16 protein-coding genes are annotated in these 15,228 nt (G+C 43.5%); 7 read left to right on the top strand and 9 right to left on the bottom strand.

Features of this window, described 5'->3' with window-relative positions:
• Window positions 1-480 precede the first annotated feature (480 nt).
• From KIH41_RS11855 to KIH41_RS11845, 3 genes are read right to left on the bottom strand one after another with little or no spacing between them, the layout of a single operon-like run.
• The gene (locus tag KIH41_RS11855; protein WP_214162506.1) at window positions 481-2,391 is read right to left on the bottom strand and encodes an OmpA family protein; all 1,911 of its coding nucleotides are present in this window, start codon (window positions 2,389-2,391) and stop codon (window positions 481-483) included.
• A 3-nt stretch (window positions 2,392-2,394) separates the two neighbouring features.
• Window positions 2,395-3,021, bottom strand: a complete 627-nt coding sequence (locus tag KIH41_RS11850; RefSeq protein ID WP_214162505.1) for a 7-carboxy-7-deazaguanine synthase QueE — start codon at window positions 3,019-3,021, stop codon at window positions 2,395-2,397.
• A 1-nt stretch (window position 3,022) separates the two neighbouring features.
• Complete coding sequence (locus tag KIH41_RS11845; RefSeq protein ID WP_214162504.1) at window positions 3,023-3,211, bottom strand: hypothetical protein; 189 nt, start codon at window positions 3,209-3,211, stop codon at window positions 3,023-3,025.
• A 160-nt stretch (window positions 3,212-3,371) separates the two neighbouring features.
• Between KIH41_RS11845 and KIH41_RS11840 the strand changes: the two genes are divergently transcribed.
• Window positions 3,372-4,433, top strand: a complete 1,062-nt coding sequence (locus KIH41_RS11840) for an SDR family NAD(P)-dependent oxidoreductase (RefSeq protein ID WP_214162503.1) — start codon at window positions 3,372-3,374, stop codon at window positions 4,431-4,433.
• A gap of 65 nt (window positions 4,434-4,498) precedes the next feature.
• On the opposite strand, the gene KIH41_RS11835 is transcribed toward KIH41_RS11840, so the two are convergent.
• The 4 genes from KIH41_RS11835 to lepA all read right to left on the bottom strand — a co-directional run bounded on the left by KIH41_RS11835 (window position 4,499) and on the right by lepA (window position 8,509).
• On the bottom strand, window positions 4,499-5,080 hold the full coding sequence (locus KIH41_RS11835) for a methyltransferase domain-containing protein (protein WP_246539103.1): 582 nt from the start codon (window positions 5,078-5,080) through the stop codon (window positions 4,499-4,501).
• Between the two features lie 146 nt (window positions 5,081-5,226).
• The gene (gene folD / locus KIH41_RS11830; RefSeq protein WP_214162502.1) at window positions 5,227-6,111 is read right to left on the bottom strand and encodes a bifunctional methylenetetrahydrofolate dehydrogenase/methenyltetrahydrofolate cyclohydrolase FolD; all 885 of its coding nucleotides are present in this window, start codon (window positions 6,109-6,111) and stop codon (window positions 5,227-5,229) included.
• A gap of 90 nt (window positions 6,112-6,201) precedes the next feature.
• Window positions 6,202-6,564, bottom strand: coding sequence for a four helix bundle protein (locus KIH41_RS11825; protein WP_214162525.1), 363 nt, complete (start codon window positions 6,562-6,564; stop codon window positions 6,202-6,204).
• A gap of 151 nt (window positions 6,565-6,715) precedes the next feature.
• Complete coding sequence (gene lepA, locus KIH41_RS11820) at window positions 6,716-8,509, bottom strand: translation elongation factor 4 (RefSeq protein WP_214162501.1); 1,794 nt, start codon at window positions 8,507-8,509, stop codon at window positions 6,716-6,718.
• 105 nt (window positions 8,510-8,614) lie between these two features.
• On the opposite strand from lepA, the gene KIH41_RS11815 reads away from it, so the two are divergent.
• Entirely contained in the window at window positions 8,615-9,199 is a 585-nt protein-coding gene (locus KIH41_RS11815) for a DUF922 domain-containing protein (protein WP_213945739.1), read from the top strand.
• Between the two features lie 151 nt (window positions 9,200-9,350).
• Window positions 9,351-9,872: a DUF4924 family protein gene (locus KIH41_RS11810; RefSeq protein ID WP_213945740.1), complete on the top strand. Its 522-nt coding sequence runs from the start codon at window positions 9,351-9,353 to the stop codon at window positions 9,870-9,872.
• A 94-nt stretch (window positions 9,873-9,966) separates the two neighbouring features.
• On the opposite strand, the gene KIH41_RS11805 is transcribed toward KIH41_RS11810, so the two are convergent.
• On the bottom strand, window positions 9,967-10,470 hold the full coding sequence (locus KIH41_RS11805; RefSeq protein ID WP_214162500.1) for a pyridoxamine 5'-phosphate oxidase family protein: 504 nt from the start codon (window positions 10,468-10,470) through the stop codon (window positions 9,967-9,969).
• Between the two features lie 81 nt (window positions 10,471-10,551).
• Between KIH41_RS11805 and KIH41_RS11800 the strand changes: the two genes are divergently transcribed.
• Window positions 10,552-11,121: an NUDIX domain-containing protein gene (locus tag KIH41_RS11800; RefSeq protein WP_214162499.1), complete on the top strand. Its 570-nt coding sequence runs from the start codon at window positions 10,552-10,554 to the stop codon at window positions 11,119-11,121.
• A 3-nt stretch (window positions 11,122-11,124) separates the two neighbouring features.
• Window positions 11,125-11,955 (top strand): inositol monophosphatase family protein, encoded by an 831-nt coding sequence (locus KIH41_RS11795; protein ID WP_214162498.1) that lies wholly within the window; start codon window positions 11,125-11,127, stop codon window positions 11,953-11,955.
• On the opposite strand, the gene KIH41_RS11790 is transcribed toward KIH41_RS11795, so the two are convergent.
• Entirely contained in the window at window positions 11,952-13,883 is a 1,932-nt protein-coding gene (locus KIH41_RS11790) for an AAA domain-containing protein (RefSeq protein ID WP_214162497.1), read from the bottom strand. The two genes, KIH41_RS11795 and KIH41_RS11790, sit on opposite strands and share 4 nt — an antisense overlap.
• A 293-nt stretch (window positions 13,884-14,176) precedes the next feature.
• Here KIH41_RS11790 and KIH41_RS11785 point away from each other — a divergent pair, with 293 nt between their 5' ends.
• Together KIH41_RS11785 and KIH41_RS11780 are read left to right on the top strand one after the other, a co-directional pair.
• Window positions 14,177-14,785 carry an acyl carrier protein phosphodiesterase gene (locus KIH41_RS11785; protein ID WP_213945745.1) on the top strand — a complete coding sequence of 203 codons (609 nt, stop codon included), beginning with the start codon at window positions 14,177-14,179 and terminating at the stop codon, window positions 14,783-14,785.
• Window positions 14,782-15,228: a hypothetical protein gene (locus KIH41_RS11780; RefSeq protein ID WP_213945746.1), complete on the top strand. Its 447-nt coding sequence runs from the start codon at window positions 14,782-14,784 to the stop codon at window positions 15,226-15,228. Before KIH41_RS11785 ends, KIH41_RS11780 begins: the two co-directional genes overlap by 4 nt.

The raw sequence follows: 15,228 nt of genomic DNA, 5'->3' as shown, positions 1-15,228 counted from the left end.
GAAAATTAAATCAATATCGCTACTATTTTTACTTCTAAACAAAATAACCATTGTAGAAAAAATCAGAATATTATACCAAAATATCAAACCATATTTCCTTTGTTAAAAAATTCAAACGAAATACAACCTAATAATCAGAATAAAATTTTTTTTAAGAAATCTTTAAGAAAGTTAAAATCTGTTAAATTCAAATTGTATTTAGCCAATACGCCTAATTCACACTATACCCTTATTATCTATTAAAAAACATTAAAAAATCATTATTATTATCACTTTACAAATATTAAATAAAAATATACAAATTATATAAACCTTTTAACAAGTTCTAACGCTGATCCAAGCAAATAGCTTAATTTCGCTTAAACACAACATTAAATCAATTTAATTAAATTTATTGTCCAAATAATACTATTACATCGTTTGCATAAATAGAATAGATTATATTTGGTGGGATTAATTGTTTAAAGTCTAAAAAAATAGCTATTCCACTACAATTTCGATTCTTCTGTTTTTAGAGCGGTTTGAGGAAGTATCATTGGGTGCTACAGGATTTTGGTCTCCATAGCCCCTAGTAGAAATTCTTGCTTCTGATATCCCAAGCGAAATTAACTCCTGCTTGACTGAGAGGGCTCTTTTTTCACTAAGTTGCTGGTTGTAGCCCGGATTCCCCACGTTATCCGTATGGCCTTCTATCAGGATATTGACTTCAGGATTTTCCTGAAGAAAATTCCGCAACCTCCCAATAGAACTTTTGGATTCCGGCCTCAGGTCGGCCTTGTCAAAATCAAAAAATACATTTTCAAAAAGAAACTGTTCGCCCGATGCCACTGGTGTAAGTTCTATCTCCATTCCAGAACGGTCCATCAGGTTGTCCTTTTCCACATTATAGATCTTTGGCAGAAAACCCTTCTTCTCCACATATAAGCCTGAGAAGGTCTTGTTGGGGTACAGCATCATAAACTTGCCCGACTCCCCATCTGAGCGAAACTGATAAATAGTACTGTCATTGGACAAGCTTACCAAAGATAGCCTTGCATCAATTGGTTTACCCGTTTTGCTATCCAGCACCCTGCCCTCGGTGACAAGAATTTTCTCACCTAGGTCTATTTCCTGCGGGAAAGGAAACCTATACAGATAAGAGGCGTCAAGTCTTCCATCCTTAATGGAGTTCTCAGTATAATAGGCAAAATCCCGCTGGGCGGTAATGAATAAAGCAAGCTGATCTTGGTGATCGTTGATGGGGTAGCCCAGGTTTTCCGGCTCGCTAAAGACACCGTTTTCCATCCTAGACATAAAAATATCCATCCCCCCAAAACCCAAGTGGCCATTTGAGGCAAAAAACAACAGCTCATTGTTAAAGTAAATGAATGGGCTCACCTCATCTTTAGGAGTATTCACCCCTTCACCCAGGTTTTTTGCCTCCCCCCAGCTGCCGTCCATTTGACGGACAGAGTACCAGATATCATTTCCCCCGTACCCTCCTCTCCTATTGCTGGAGAAAAACAAAATACTCCCATCCGCCGAAAGTGATGGTTGGGAGTCCCATTGGCGGGAGTTCACATTTTTGCCCATGTTGGTGGGCTTTTGCCATTTGCCGTTTACTTTATATGTCACGTACAGATCACAACTGCCAAAGGAGTCCGGAGCGTCACAACTCGTATAGATCAGGATATTGCCGTCAGCGGAAATGGTGCAGGTACCCTCATTATAGTTGGTGTTCACCGTAGTAGAGATAGGGCTCGGCTCCGTCCAGCCGTCTTCCTCATAGTAGCTCACAAATATATCTTCATTGTCATGGAAGGAAAGACCGTCCCTTTTGGTGAAGAGGATCTTGCGGCTATCGGCAGTCAGCACGGGAAAGTACTGAAGATTGAAACCGTTTAAGGGAGCGGGAAGCTTCTCTTTGGTGATGTCCAAAGGCGAAGCGATATGCTTTTTGATAAAATTGAGCTGCTCCACAAACTCCTTATAATGGGACGTCATCCTAAACCGGTCCGTAAATAAGGCCTCACTTTCCTCAAACACATTGACCGCTTGCTCAAACTTCCCTACTCTCATCAGGATGTTGGCTTTCAGCCAGCCGAAATCACCTTTGATCTTTGGGTTGTCCTTTACCCGGGCGGCACCTTTTTCAGCAACAGCCATGGCCTGGTCGGGATCCCCTTTCATCAATAGCAACTGGGACCAACGGATGTAAGATTCAAAAAAATTGCTACTTCTATTAATAGAGGCCTCAAACTTCTGTATGGCCTCGTCATACCTTCGCTTCAATACCAGTTCTTCACCCTCCTCATGCAGTTTGATTGCGCGCCTATCAATTACAGAATAATCTTGCGCCTGCACAAAAAAGGCCAAAAAAATAAACACCAAAAGCAAAAGTAACTTCTTCATAATTTATGGAATATCCATAAATTTATGAGTTTGTAGCGATATTTTCCAATTTGGGTTACTTTTTACATAATTTACTATCTGCTCAGTAAAGGTCGAGGCTTTGCTCCATTCCGGCTGCAATAGCTTAACACAGCCCTCCCTGACTTTGGAAGCGTGTTTTTCAGCAAAGTCAAAATCACTTTTGTGAAAAATCACTACTTTCAGTTCATCGGCTACCTGATAGATACTTGGATGGGGTTCCTTGAATTTTTTGGGCGAAAAACAAACCCAATCAAATTTCCCCGAAAAAGGATGAGCTCCTGAGGTTTCGATGTTTGTCTGAAAACCTCTCGATTTCAATAGCTCGGTAAGTGGGTCAAGGTTATACATCAGCGGCTCCCCCCCGGTGATGACCACCAGTCTACCAGGATGCTGCTCTGCCTCCGCCACAATTTCCTCAATGGATTTTACTGGCCATTTTTCCGCTTCCCAGGATTCTTTCACATCGCACCACACGCAACCCACATCGCACCCGCCCAAGCGGATGAAATAGGCGGCATGGCCGGTAAATGAACCTTCTCCTTGGATAGTATAAAACGCCTCCATCACGGGAAGCATGCTGCCGCTTGACACGGCTTCTTTGATTTGCATATCAATTTTTGATTAAGCGGGTGATTGAACCGCTGGGTTTTAGAATAATTAAGCCTGCAAAGGTACGATTAATATTCCTTTTCTTAAATCCACAAATGCTTAATTCCCTCTCAATCTGTTTCTTTCCCGTCACATTGCCAAATCTTGAAATAATCTCCCCCATTTCCTTTTTACCCAAGCTCTCAAACATATTTTTCGCATATAGATTTTTGACAAAATATTATAATACAATTCTTGAATCATTAGCGATTATTGTCCTTTATAACTTTATCTAAAAATTAAGGAACGGGGTTTGAATTCTTAAAAGGGATTTTTACTTAGGAAGCAATAATTTCAAAAACTGTCCAACCATGAAAAACATCCAAGATAAAGTAATCGTAATTACCGGAGCCTCAAGCGGAATCGGAAGAGCCACCGTCCTGGAAATAGCCAGACAAGGAGGTACTGTCGTTTTGGTTAGCCGAAGAAAAACCGTTCTGGAAGAATTGGCCCATGAATGCGAATCCTATGGAGGAAAAGCAATGGCAGCCCCTGCCGATGTGTGCCGGGAAAAGGAACTTGCTGAAGTGGTAAAAAAAGCTATTGATAAATATGGGAAAATTGATGTGTGGGTAAATAATGCAGCGATCACATTGCTCGGCCCCTTTGAAAAAACACCCCTTAAGGACAGCAAGCAGGTTATAGAAACAAATGTCATGGGATATATGAACAGCGCACATGCGGTCATGCCCATTTTTAAAAAGCAGGGCTTTGGCAACCTGATCAATGTTTCTTCCATGGTGGCACTGACAGGGCAGCCTTTCTCCGCAGCCTATACCGTAAGCAAATTTGCAATCCGAGGATTGAGCTTTAGCCTAGAGCAGGAATATTCTGATGTGAAGGACATCCATGTATGCTCTGTATTGCCTTCTGTGATCGATACCCCACTATTTCAATCCGCCGCCAACTATATGGGCAAGGAGATCAAAGCCCCCGAACCGGTGATATCTGCACAAAAAGTTGCCGAATCAATTATTGATCTTGTCCTCCACCCTCAAAAAGAAGTAGTCGTAGGATATCAGGGTAAGGTTGCCAAACTTTTGAAGAATGCTTCCTCACCTAAATTTGATCATCAGATCAGAAAGAAAATCCTAAAGGATCACTTCAAAAAATCCTCAACAGGAAAGTCCACCGGAAATCTGTACACTACAAATGGCAGGGCGACGATCAGCGGGGGCTGGCTTCCTGAGGGTAAAAATAAAAAAGATGAGGGCGTAACGTTGGGCTGGGGCTTAGTGGTTGCTGGCTTGGTGGCAAGCACCTATATGATGGTGAAGTCCAGTATGGAGTCAAAACCCAAAACCCTTACAGAGAAAATAACTCGGCAGGTAAAGCTTAACACACCAGCATTTTTGAAAAAGGTGGCATGGTAAACTTTCAAATGAAAATTTCACGGGGCGATCGCAGCAACAGGCAGCGCCGCCGCGTGAAACTTTTCCTAAAATCTCTTTTCCCAGAACTTGAGTTTTCCTTTTGCCTCCGACTTGATTAATATAAATTGATCTGGCACTATTTCCTCCCCTCCACAATAGGTTACCACCCTCGTCCCATTTGGGGCTTCTCCCCATAGACCATGGAGAAATCTGCAATTTTCTTGATACGCGTTTTCATCGATAGAGTTTTCGCGATCCAGACTGTCAGTTAAATCAAGGTTTTCACCAAAAGAATTGAAAAAGTAGAAAGAATCGAATTCTTTGAAGCTAATGCTTTTGATGTCAGCATGAATGAAATTCACGCGAAGGCCCAGCTGAGCAGCCATTTTTCGAGATAGGCGAATTAGACTTTCCCTTTTTTCCACCCCATAGATCTGACCGCTTGAACAGCCTGCCGCTACTAGGCAAAATTTCCCCGACCCAGAGCCAATATCCAAAACTCTTGTCTCAGAGTCTCTCACCAAAAAACCAATGGCCTTTTTGGCAATTTCCATGGGTGTCCAATGGGTAGAGGATAATTTATTAATCTTTAGGGGATATAAAGCGTCGAACTCTCGGTCCGTAAGCCTATCCAATTCCAACTGCATGGATCCTGTATTTAAAACCTCATCAGGTTTATATCTGGTAAACTCCTACCCGTGTTTATCCCATGTTTAACACGTGTTTAACCCGTGTTTAACCTAAATTAACCCTGATATAAAGCAGCTTTTTCTAGCTTCTTACCGCTTACTTTTTACTTATAAATCTTTTTCTCAGCTGCCAGCAGCGTGTTGCTCAGCAAGGAGGCAATAGTCATCGGACCAACTCCACCCGGAACTGGCGTGATAGCGGAAGCTTTTTCTACAACCTCTTCAAACTTGACATCTCCTACCAATCTGAAACCGCTTTTCTTACTTGAATCCTCAATTCGGTGGATTCCTACATCAATTACTACAGCACCTTCCTTTACCATATCAGCTGTTACAAACCCAGCTTTTCCAAGAGCTACGATCAGTATGTCAGCCGATTTTGCGATCTCGGGCAGGTTTTTGGTTCGACTATGGGTTAGGGTAACTGTGGCATTTCCTGGATTTCCATTGCGGGCCATCAGGATGCTCATCGGGGAACCAACGATGTGGCTTCGGCCTATTACTACACAGTTTTTGCCTGAAGTTTCGATATCGTAGCGTTTCAGGAGCTCCATTATTCCATTTGGGGTGGCGGAAACATAAGTTGGCCAGTTGAGAGCCATGCGACCCACGTTTGCGGGAGTGAAGCCGTCCACATCCTTTTCAGGCTTGATTTTCTCGGTGACTTTTTCCACTGAGATGTGTTTTGGGAGCGGCAGTTGGACGATCAAGCCATCAATGGCAGGGTTGTCATTGATATCCTCGACCACTTGTAGCAGTTCCTCTTCACTAATATTTTCTTCCAAACGTACCAAGGTTGATTCAAATCCGATCTGCTCGCAGGCCTTTACTTTGGCATTTACATAGGTCTGGCTAGCTCCATCATCCCCTACCAGCACGGCAGCCAGATGCGGGATCTTTCCTCCCTCCTGCTTTATCTCCGCCACACGGGCAGCAATTTCATTTTTGATCGTTTCTGAAGTCTTTTTTCCGTCTATGATGGTAAGCATGGTTTGATTGATTTGTAAGGATTAAATAACCGCAGAGGCACAGAGGTCTCAGAGAAATGAAACCTTTTGATTGCCTCACACTTATGTTTTTTATGTCAAGTTTTTAGAAGTAGTTGCTACGCTTTTTACAAAAATAGAAACTAGTTCATTGCATTCTTTCATTGTATTGGTAACCAAAGCTTCATCTTTAAAAAGCTTCGACCTGAAAATTAGTTTTAAGCAAACCAAAGTCTCCCTAAGTTCCTTTAAAACAATTTTTATCTTATGAAGAAAATCCCTTTTGGACTCTCCGCTTTGCGCTTCTCCATAATTCAGAGCAGGTGAGGTTCCTGACCTCAAGAGTTGCCCAGCCAAATGATTCCCAGCTTTGCTTTGCACAATATTTTCGGTCAGGTCAATAACCATAACCGCAAAATTTATCAGCCGTTCCTCCAGATCGTATGTTCGATTCATAAAAAAATTAAGGTAAATGGATAAAAAATGAATGAGAATAAAAAAGGAGGGAAGCCCCACATTTTCTAAACTTCATTATTCATTATTCATCATTCGGGGTTCATCATTTAATAATGAATAATGAAAGTCGAATGATGAATGATGAAGATTATCAATCCAACTTGAGTACGGCCATAAATGCCTCCTGAGGGACCTCCACGTTGCCGACTTGTCTCATTCGCTTCTTGCCTTTTTTCTGCTTTTCAAGGAGCTTGCGCTTACGGGAAATGTCCCCACCGTAACACTTGGCAAGTACGTTTTTGCGGAGAGCCTTGACCGTTTCGCGGGCAATGATCTTGGTTCCAATGGCGGCCTGGATGGCGATTTCAAACATCTGTCTTGGCACCAGTTCTTTCAGTTTTTCACACAGTCTCTTACCCCATTCGTAAGCCTTGTCTCTGTGTACAATCGCAGAAAGGGCATCCACCACCTCACCGTTCAACATCACGTCCAACCTCACCATATGGGATTGCTGGAAACCTTTCAATTCATAATCCAAAGAAGCGTATCCTCTGGAGATGGTTTTTAATTTATCGAAGAAGTCAAATACAATTTCAGCCAAAGGCATGTCAAATGTCAATTCAACTCTCTCTGCGGTTAGGTAAACCTGGTTTTTAATTTGACCTCTTTTCTCCATGCAAAGCTGGATCACCGGACCTACATAATCAGCAGCGGTGATGATCGAAGCCTTCACGAAAGGTTCTTCAATATGTTTGAACATATTCGGTTCGGGCATATCTGAAGGGGCGTTTACCACCTTGTAATTCCCGTCATTCATCATGGCGCGGAACTGAACGGATGGCACCGTGGTGATCACTGTCATATCAAATTCCCTTTCCAGCCTCTCCTGGATGATCTCCATGTGGAGCATGCCCAAGAAACCGCAACGGAAACCAAAGCCCAATGCGGCGGAGGTTTCAGGTTCCCACACCAAGGATGCATCATTTAGCTGCAGCTTCTCCATAGAAGCTCTCAACTCTTCAAATTCCGTGGTATCCACTGGATAAATACCTGCGAAAACCATCGGCTTTACGTTTTCAAAACCTTTGATGGATGTGGTACAAGGGCGCTTGATATGGGTGATGGTATCACCAACCTTTACCTCTTTGGCTATTTTGATACCTGAAATCAGGTAACCTACATTACCTGCAGAAAGGGATTTTTGAGGCTTTTGCTGAATGCCCAATATCCCGATCTCATCGGCATCATATTCCTTACCCGTATTGACAAACTTGATCTTATCTCCCTTATTAATCGTCCCGTTGAATACACGGAACAATACTTCTACTCCTCTGAATGGATTGTAGACTGAGTCGAAAATCATGGCCTGCAAAGGCGCTTCCGGATCACCTTTTGGAGCCGGGATTTTTTCAACCACTGCATTGAGAATATCCTCGATGCCTAGTCCTTCTTTGCCTGAAGCCAACACGATATCCTCTCTGTCACAACCGATCAGGTCTATCACCTCATCAGCCACCACTTCAGGCTCAGCACCTGGGAGATCTATCTTATTTAAAACAGGAATGATCTCCAGGTCATGCCCCATGGCAAGATAGAGATTGGAAATGGTTTGGGCTTCGATCCCCTGGGAAGCATCCACGATCAAAAGCGCACCTTCGCAGGCGGCTATGGAACGGGAAACCTCGTAGCTAAAATCTACGTGGCCCGGAGTATCGATAAGGTTGAGGGTGTACTCCTCACCTTTATATGTATATTTCATCTGGATCGCATGAGACTTAATCGTAATGCCTCGCTCACGCTCCAAATCCATGTTATCCAACAGCTGATTTTGCATCTCCCTATCGGTCACCGTGTGGGTAAACTCCAATAGGCGATCTGCTAACGTACTCTTCCCATGATCAATATGGGCTATGATACAGAAATTTCTTATTTTTTGCATATCCATTCTGAGGGCAAAATTAGTAAATAGTTAGGGTTTTACATTGATTTCTCCCCTTAATTTCTAACTTCATAGGCTTTGGAAGGTTTTAAAACAGTAAATCCACCTTCAATGCGTTTTAATCGGCAACATACCATTTATATTATTGCAGGCCTGCTGCTGGTTTTTCTGGCGGCGTTTGGCGCACAGGCATTTCGGGAAAAGTCCAGAATCACCTTATCCCCGGACCGAAATTTAGTTTGGCGGGATTTCAAACAGGTAAAAACCATACGCAACAAACCCTCCATCAATGCCCGAACAGCAACTTACATTCAGCCTAAGATCAATTCCACCTCAGGAAAAAATGGAGTAATCCGCATATACCCCAGTGTGGAAATCGGCATTGACCCGGACCATACACAAGTGTCGCTGGGATTTCTCTCCCGCTCCGACAAGGCCACCAAAGACGCTGTACTCAACCATGAAAACGGCCATTTCAAAATTGCCCAGCTCATAGGCAAGCAAATCCTAAATGCCATAGAAGCATTTGAATTTGACAAAAGCAGGTATCAGGACCAATTTGACAGTCTGGTGCAAGAACATTATAAATATTGGAGGGAGATGGAGGGAGCCTATGACTATGAAACGACCAACCCGCGGGATCTGGAAAGGCAAAAAGAATGGGACAATTTCTTTGAAAAGGAGCTTTCTAGGTAGGAATTTGTAGTTTTGGAAGATGGGAGACCGAAAGATTCTAGGCCTGATGCTAGGATGGCGCTTTATTCGGTCTTCGGTCTTCCGTCCTGCCAATCAATGGAAAATAGGCTACTGGCATAATATTGCAGATAATCAAAAAAATCACACATTTATGAAAGATATTGCGGAAAAGAAGAAGAGTACCAATATAGGTGAATACATTATATACATGTACCAAATGGAGGACCTAATCAGGTCGTACCAGTTTAACATGGAGGATATCCAGAAATATGTGGTGTCACACTATCCGGTGCAGGAGGATAAAAAGGAAGAGATTTACGAATGGTTTTCGGATTTGGGAGACAAGATGCAGGATGAGGGGGTAGCAGAATCCGGTCATCTTTCAGATGTGCAGGCCTATGTCAAGGCCCTTGCGGAGCTTCACTGGGAGCTTTTGAAGACAGACAAAGAATATTTTCAGATCTATGACCAAGCCAAACCGCATATCCTTGATTTTATCTCTTCCTCAAATGGCCAGGATATCGGACATGAGGTACAAATCTGCCTTAACGGCATTTACGGACTGCTTTTGGCCAGGCTAACCGGCAAAACGGTGAGCGAAGAGATCGAAAAAGCCACATCGGCCTTCGGAGCCGTACTCGGCTACTTGAATTTTGTCTACATGGAAAAATAAAACCATTGCCAAAAATCATTTTCCCAAAGGGAACAAAAAAGCCTTTCAGTGTACCTGAAAGGCTTTTTTTTCATATATCATACTCTTAGTACATTCAAAGATCCAACTTCGCATTCTCATCATCTCCAGCCTGTTGCTGGTAAGATTCTCCTTTCAGAATGGCTTTAGAGATCTTGAACAGCTGCACCATTTTACTGGAATTACTGTCCCAAAATTCAGCGCTATGGGGGATTACTCTGATGAGGGCCAAATCAGGATCTTCTTTTCCCTCCGGAAACCAGGCTTTTAATATGGGATTCCAAAGCTCGTTTACTTTATTTTGGTCATGTACCAAGGATGCTTTCCCACTGATGGATACATAAGAATTGGACTCCTTGTCTGCATAGCTAAGGTTTACCTCGTCATGTTCGAGTATTTCTCCCGTTTTGGAGGAAAACTCATTGGTAAAAAACCAGAGGTGTCCGGATTCATCCATTTGGCTGGTGGTCATCGGGCGTGCACGCAGCTCTTCACCGTCCTGAGTCACCATCATTGCCAATTCAATTTTTTCTATAAGTTCACGGAGTCTTTTGAGCTCCTCATTTTTAGTCTGGGTCATGATTCTAGGTTAGTTAGTTGATGAAAACATAACATACACCTCCCTATTTTGTTCCATTTTCCCAACCTAACTTTAAACAAGATGAAAGACAATCAGGCCAAAATCATAAAGGAAGAAACGGTATTCGACAACCACTTTAAAATCAAAAAAGCCACCCTGCAGATCACTAAACCCAATGGAGAATGGAGTGAGGAGATGGAAAGGATGAATTTTGAAAGGGGTGACTCGGTGGCGGCGGTAATTTACATTCAGGATAAGGATGAATACCTTTTCACCAGGCAGTTTCGCTACCCTACATATCAAACTGACAACGGCTGGATTTTGGAACTGGTTGCCGGATCCGTGGAGGAGGGTGAGGAGCCAATCGAGACGCTCAAAAGGGAAATCATGGAGGAGGCAGGCTTTGAGACTGACGAACCGGTTCATCTAAGCACCTTTTTTGTCAGCCCGGGAGGCACCTCAGAAAGAATACATCTTTATCTTTGCAACACCAGCTCGGACCGCCAAAAAGAACAGGGCGGAGGGGCAGAAGAGGAAAACGAGCACATTGAGCTGGTTTTTCTCAGCAAAGAAGATGTAAAAAGGAGGCTGGCCGCTCAGGAATTTAATGATGCAAAAACCCTGATCGGACTGCTCCAAACGATAAAATAACCCATGGATTTTATTCAGATCAGCAAAACCCTGTTTTCTTCCCTCCAAGAAAACCTCAACCTGCACAGGCGGGAGAAAGGCCTGTTTGGGCTGAACAGTGTTGCGGACAAAGAGGTGAAAGCAACCCATTTAATTGACGAGGTGGCCTTCGAAGTCATTAGGAAAGAGCTTTTGGAGCTACCGGTCAATATTTATATGGAAGGCTTTCCTGCAATCAAAACAGAAAGCGCTGAATTTAATATTTACATCGACCCCGTGGATGGGAGCAGAAACTGGGACCGAGGAGTGGGAGACCCATCATTTTGCCTAGCTGTAAGTCCAGTGAAGGAGTCGCTAAGATTTGGTGATCTTTCCTTTAGTTTCATCGGTGGCTACCATTCCCATGACCGGTATTATATCCAAAATGGAAAGGCTATTTTCGATTCCCATTTGCTGCAAAAGCAGATAGAGATCAACACCAAGAATGCCGCTGCCAAGTTGGGTGACGCACATGCCTACCTAAAACCGGGTTATACAGCAACAAAAGCCCATTTTGATTACTGCTGGCCGATTTATCCTTTGGTAAAGGACATCCGGGCCATTGACAACAGTGGTATGGACCTGTGTGAAATCGCCCGGGGAGCAGCTGATTTTTCCATTGAGTGCCGCAAACTTTCGGATTTTTATAACCTGTTGGCATTTCCGATCCTGAAGGCCGCCGGTGGCGTAGTGACTGACCTGAACGGACAGGATTTGACTGGCATGACCTTTGAATTGGAGGGACAATACGATTTCATTGCAGCCGGCAATAGGATGCTGGTGGATGAAATAATCCAAAAGCGGGGAAGTATCTAATCAAAAATACCATATTCGTAAATACTCCTGTAAATTCCGTGCTGTTCAGTGTAGTTAAGAAATTTCTGGTAAAAGGGGTGGTTTCCTATCGTGGAACTGTCCCCCACTACGACCAGCTTTCTTTTTGCCCGCGTCAAGGCCACATTCATGCGACGTGTATCGGCAAGAAAGCCAATTTCCCCCTCAGAATTGGACCTGACCAAGCTGATGAAAATAATATCCCTCTCTTGCCCTTGAAAGCCATCAATAGAATCAATCGTAATATTCTCCTTCACCGCATTCAAATAAGGAAAGGTGCCTTCATCCTCAAATAGCTCCTTCAATTTAGCCACCTGCGCCCGATAGGGGGAGATTACACCGATTGTCCATTGGTGATGGTTGATTTTTTCAGGTTTGACCTTCTCAATGGTTTTCTCCAGCTGAGAAAGTGTAAAGTGGGCCTCATCAGCATTTAACTTACTTTGACTGTCTTTTTCTATCTGCTCTCCAAATCCGCTTCCTGCTGTGTCAATGAACAGCATGGCTGGCTCTCCATCCTCAAGCGTCCTTTCCGCAATGGAATTTTCGGCAATCAAGCGCCCCTTGTAAAACTCATCATTGGAAAAACCCATGATAATATTGGGCATTCGATATTGAAGGGTGAGCATGGTGGCCACTTCGGGTTGCCGCTGTATGGTTTTTTCAAAAAGAGTAACCTTAAACCCCGCTTCTCCGGCTTCAAAGCTTTTTACAGTTGGTGGCAGTTGGCAATGATCCCCCGCCATAACCACCTTTCTTGTTTTGAGCACGGGAATCCAGGTAGCAGGTTCCAGACCCTGCCCTGCCTCGTCGATGAAGGCTACGGGAAAACTCCTATCCTTCAAAACTGTATGGTTGGCACCTACCAGGGTAGTGGCAACCACTTGGGCTGATTGCAAGACATCCTGCAGGATATAGTCTTCCAGCATAGATGCCTCTTCCCTCAACCGGGTCGCCGCCTCAAACATTCTTTTACGCTGCATCCTTTCATCATGGCCGAAATTCCGCTTGTACTTTCTGGCCACACTTTTGAATTCACCCGCATCCCTTTTTAATTTTTTGAGGTCTTTATAACTGGGGTGTGAGGCAATCTGGTAATCAAGTGTATGCTCAATTATCCGATCCTCAATTCTGGCTGGATGCCCCAAGCGTACAACTTGGATGTTTCTGTCGAGCAACTTTTCCACGAGCAGGTCCACCGCAGCATTGCTGGGAGCACACACCAAAACCTGGGAATTCACCTTGAGATTTTCCTCTACAGCCCCTACCAAGGTGGTGGTTTTGCCTGTGCCAGGAGGTCCGTGAATGATGGCCACATCCTGAGCGTCGGCCATTTTCTGCAAGGCCTCTATCTGGGAGCTGTTCAGATGGGGATCAGGGAAGATGGTTTCCGATGAAAAAGAAGGTTTTTTATGGCCCAAAAGAATATCCCGCAACTCGGCAGTCCTACCCTTTTCTGCTTTTTGCAACGCCTTCATGGCCGCCTGCATTTCTTTATAGGAAGTTTGATCAAAAAGTAGATCCATCCCCAGTTTCCCTCCCTTAAGCCAATCTGGGAAATAGGATGTATTAAAAGTTACTGTGATGGTATTTTTGTTGGCCGAGTTCACCACTCCCCCGATTCTGCCTTCATCAGCAGTCACAAAATCCTGGAGGCTAAATAAAGAAACGGATTTGCCGGATTGGAACTGGTTGGCATCTCTCAACCCCTCCCCTTCAAAGGTCAGCATGAGCCTTTCGCCAATCAAAAATCGCTGGCTTTTGAGCTGCAGGGGATAAAGACACACCCCTTCCTGTTTTTTCTCCTGCAAGGACTTGTTTTGGGACTTTTTGATAAACTGTTTGTAGTCCTCATCCCACTCCATCTGGAGGAGACCAAGACATTTTTCCAATTCCTCTTGTAATGTCATTGAAGCTTCTTTGTAGAATCCAAAGCCCTGTTCCGGCTCAAGGATCAGTATTTATTTTTTCGAAAAAGTAAAGAACAGCAAAATTTTTGAAGACACATAAGAATGAGGACTTGAAACGCTGTTTCAAAGCCAGCTCAAACAAAAATCAACCTAGATTAGAAACGCAGTTTAAAAAAAGCTGAGGGGCAAGACAATAATTGCAAGCATATTTCTTATAAAAATGTAACTTTAGTCTTGAAAACTAATATATTTAGGTTGTCTAAAGTATAACCAACACCTTAAGTTTGTAAATTTTGAATTTTCTAGCTCACGCATACTTGTCTTTTGGAGAACCTAAGGTGCTGATCGGCAACTTCATAGCGGATTTTGTAAGGGGAGACCTGACCAAAACCTACGATGCCGAAGTGATTACAGGAGTGAAACTGCACAGGGCAATCGATGCCTACACCGACAGTCACCCTGAGGTAAAAGCCGTCCAGGAACTTTTAAAGCCCACCTACGCCCGTTATTCCTCTGTGATTTCGGACATGTTTTTCGACCATTTCCTGGCTGTAAGTTGGGACCAATACCATGACACCCCTATCAAGGAATTTTCCCAAGAGGTGTACAGGATTATGACACAATTCACCATTGACCACCCTTTCCCCCTTCCCGAAAAGTTTAACATCGCTTTTGATCTGATGGTCAAAAATGACTGGCTGATGTCCTACACCACCATTGAGGGAATGAAGCAGGCGATGAAAGGAATGGCCAACAGAACGACTTTTGAAAGCAAAATGGAGACCTCCCATATTTTTCTACAAGAACATTATGAAGAAATCAAAGCTCCCTTCCACAGGTTTTTCCCCCAGTTGGTGGAATTCTCCAAGCAACACCTGGAAGAGCTGAAAGAAAAAGTATGATTGACTGCAAACCCAAAACCGGAACTTATTTCTCTTTATCGATTGTAGTACTCATCCTGTTTTCAGGCTTGGTCTACATCCTCATTGATTTTGCCCAAAAGCAGACATACGGCTTCGTTTTTTATTTATTCAGCGCATCCCTACTTACAGTAGTTCTCTTAATCATTTTGGTGAAAATGATGGCCGGCTTCCGGTTTATTTCTGCCGGAAAGGAAAGTTTGCAAGTCCGGTTGCCCTTGAGAGGCCTTAAGAAAGGTTATAAGCTTCAAGAGGTTTTGGCTTGGCAGGAAGAGGTGATCGTGACCAACAAGCGCGAATTTAAGCAGATGACCATTGTTTTTGCCGATCAAACTTCCTTCAGTCTTAGCAATCACGAACACACCAATTACGACCAACTATCTTCTTACTTGGGGAAAAAGATTCCGAGAAAGAAATTGAAATAA

The organism is Litoribacter ruber, from assembly GCF_018500185.1.
GTDB lineage: Bacteria > Bacteroidota > Bacteroidia > Cytophagales > Cyclobacteriaceae > Litoribacter > Litoribacter ruber.
Note: the sequence above shows the minus strand (reverse complement) of the source record. Positions and strands in the feature narration are given on the sequence as shown.